This is a genomic window from Methylobacterium sp. Leaf118, assembly GCF_920984675.1.
GTDB lineage: Bacteria > Pseudomonadota > Alphaproteobacteria > Rhizobiales > Beijerinckiaceae > Methylobacterium.
In genome coordinates, this window is the sequence record NZ_CAKLBV010000123.1 from 1 (window position 1) to 3254 (window position 3254).

Genomic DNA, 3254 nt, shown 5'->3' on the forward strand with positions numbered 1-3254 from the left:
CGCCGCCGCGGCGGGCGGCGCGTCGAGGATCGCCATCCCGGTCGGCACCGCGCCGTCGAGGGAGGCGAGCTGCACCGGGCGCTGGGGCGGCAGCGGCACGGCCAAAGCGGTCGCGACGACGGCGAGATCGGCGGGGCGGCGGGGCGGCAGCGGCGCCACGACCGCGCGGTTGGCCTCGGACATGCCGGTCAGCAGCTCCTTGGCCGAGGGGCCGTCCTGCCGCAGCGCCGCGGTCCGCAGGGCCTCCGAGGCGTTCGGCGCGGCGTAGGCCATCGCCTGGGCGGCGCCGACCGGATCGTTCGGATCGGCGCTCGCCAGCGCGATGCTGGCTTTGCCCCGGGTCTTGGCAGGCGGCGCGGCGCTCGCCACGGCGGCCGGGGCCGGGCTCGCTCCACCGCCGAACAGCGAGGCGAAGAACCCCTTCACGCCCCCGCCGTCGTCGGTCTCGTCGGCGCTCGCCAGGGCGGTGTAGCCGAGCACGGTGCCGCCGCGGGCCAGGATCTCGGCGCGGGCCTCTTCGTAGCGGGCGAGCGGCTTGCCGTCGGCGGGAAGGTGGACGGTCTTGCCGTCGGGGAACAGGCGGGCGAGCTGGTCGCTCGTCATCCGCGGCCAGGAGCGCACCGAGCCGACATCGAGATGGACGAAGGGCGAGCCCGAGCGCGGATACCAGCCGACGCCGCCGCGCTGCAGCCGCATCCCGGCGGCCCGGATCTGGTCGACGGTGGCGTCGGTCATGAAGAAATCCATGGCCTTGCCGAGCATGTGCTGGCTGGTCTCCGCGACGCCGGAGGAGCGGCGGCGGAGCATCCCGTTGGTCTTGGGGCTGCGATAGCCGCTGACGATGTGCAGGGGGGCGGTCGAGCCGATCGAGCGCTGCGCCTCCCACACCACGTCGAACAGGCGCGGATCCATCTTGGTGGCTTCGTTCTCGCGCCAGTCGCGCAGGAGCCAGTTGAGCTGGTCGAGGGATGCCCGGTCATAGCGCCCATCGCGCTTGAACGTGACGGTCAGGGTCTCGCCGGTATGCTGGTGGGCGAGGGAGAGGGTGCGGGTGTCGCCGTTGGCGACCGCATCCTGCGTCGGTGCGACGCTCGTCAGAAGCGCGGCGGCCAGCGAGGCGGCGATGGCGGCGGCGCGCCGTCCGCGTCGGGCGGCAGGAGAGGGCGTCCGGGTCCGCAGCAGCGTCAGCAGCATGTTCCTCACCTCCGCCGGACGGCGCGGCGCGGGGTTCGCGCCGGGCTCGTGGCACGGGGCCCGACCGGCTGAGGCCGGACTCCGTGCGGCGCTCGCGCCGTCTGTTGATCGACGGCTACGGGCCAACCGTGGCGATGCTGGGGGCCAACCGTGGCAGAAACGTGCCGCGCAAGAGCGCCCGCGCACACGTCTTCGCGTCCGGCCCCGCTCGACCGGGGAAAACGAGGGATCGGTCGCGACATATCGGCCGCGCCCGGTCCCGCCAGGGAGCGAGGCCGGGTCGCCCGGCGCGCCGATTCGCCTACCAGAAGCTGCGGGTCTCGCGGCGGGTCGCCTCGGGCGGCCACGGCTCGCCGAACATGTCGACGTCGCGCCGGGGCACGGGCCGGACGGCCTCTCGGGGCTGGCGCGGCGCCGGGCGGTGCAGGTCGCGCGGCGGGGTCGCGGTGCGCGGGCTCGCCACCTGCTTGGTGCCGGCCGGCGCCCGGGCCACCGCGTCCGAGCGCGGGGCGAGGCCGAGGGCGACCTTCATGGGACCATCGTAGCCGTAGAGGTCGGTCAGCGTCCGGTAGCTCCCGACATCGTCCACAGAGGCCGTGAAGTAGGCGAGGTGGACGGGCAGCTTCTCGGGCAGGCGCAGGGTGCGCTCGCCCTTGCCGATCAGCTTCTTCAGGCGCTCCTGCGTCCAGTCGGGCAGCACCGCGTCGGCGAAGCGGAACGGATCGTCCACGCGCACGCAGCCATGGCTGAAGGCGCGGGTCGTGGCCGAGAACAGCGAGCGGTTGGGGGTGTCGTGCAGGTAGACCGCGTGGGGGTTGGGGAACATGAACTTGATGAAGCCGAGGGCGTTGCGCTCGCCCGGGGGCTGGCGCAGCGAGATCTGCCCGCCGCGCCGCACCACCTCGAACCCGCCGGTGCGGCCCGAGGCCAGCATCTGCTTGAGGATCGAAGGCGGCACGTACCAGGACGGATTGACGACGGCGTATTCCATCAGTCCCGAGAAGGTCGGGGTCGGGCTCTCGGGCTTGCCGACGATCACCCGGGTCTCGTCCTTGACCGCGCCGCCGCGGAAGACCCGCAGCTTGAACTCGGGCACGTTCACGAAGACGTAGTCCGGCCCGAGATCGGCGGGCAGCCAGCGCCAGCGCTCCATGTTGACGATCAGGTCCGCCTCGCTGCCCGTGGGCTTCGGTAGAGCGGGATTGGCGAGCGCCGCGACGGTGGCGCGGGTCAGCGTGCCGTTGGCGGGCAGGCCGCGGCTGCGCTGGAAGGCGGCGACCGCGTCGGCGACCGGACGGTCATAGGCGTCGCCCGTGCCCGTGCCCGTGCCCGTGCCGAGGCCGAACCGGTCGCGCAGCAGCGTCACCCGGGGATCGTTCATGCCGAGCTTGAGCACGGGCCCGGCCGGCAGCTGCACCGTCGGCGGCGCGCTCTGGCTGCCCTGGGGGCGGCCCGCCCGCAGCGCGGCGAGCCGGGCCTTCAGCGCCAGGTAGCCGGGCTGGCGGGGATTGAAGGCCTGGAGCGTCTCGCCGGCCCGCGCTCCCGTGCTCGCCACCCGGGCGAGGGTCGCGTCCGCCGTCGGCAGGTCGAGGCTCGGGGTGATGTTCTTGGAGATCGCCGCGAGGTTGACCCGACCGCCGCGGGCGTCGCGGGCGTAGAGGGCGATGACCGCCGAGAGCTTCAGGTCGGCTTCCGCGATCTCGGCGTCGGTGTCGGGGCGGCTGAGCTTGCCGAGCACCGGCACCGGATAGGCGTTCGGGTCGAGCCCGTCCTCGCCCGCCGCGCGCAGGCGCTCGATCGCCGCGGTCGCGGCCGGCGTGAAGGCGCCGTTCTCGATCCAGGCCGGCTTGAAGTTGCCGAGCGCGTAGAAGGCCTGCATCGCCTCCCGGTCCTTGCCCGGAAGGCGCGGGAGCAGGGGCGCCGGATCGTTCAGACGGGCAAAGAGCGCCGCCGGGAGCGGCTCGGTCGGCGCCACCGGTGCGGGCGGGCCTTCCGCGGCGGGCGCCGGCGCGTCGGCCAGAGCAGGCGTTTGGGCGGGCGCCTCGGCGGCGGGCGGCGCT

The 3254-nt window shown here is 74.4% G+C and carries 2 protein-coding genes; both read right to left on the minus strand.

Features of this window, described 5'->3' with window-relative positions; all coding sequences use genetic code 11:
• Positions 1 to 1194 (minus strand): DUF882 domain-containing protein (locus LW587_RS23740; RefSeq protein WP_232632034.1); only part of this gene is annotated, 1194 nt, incomplete at its 3' end.
• Between the two features lie 301 nt (positions 1195 to 1495).
• On the minus strand, positions 1496 to 3254 hold a 1759-nt coding region (locus LW587_RS23745; protein WP_232632035.1), incomplete at its 5' end, for a L,D-transpeptidase family protein.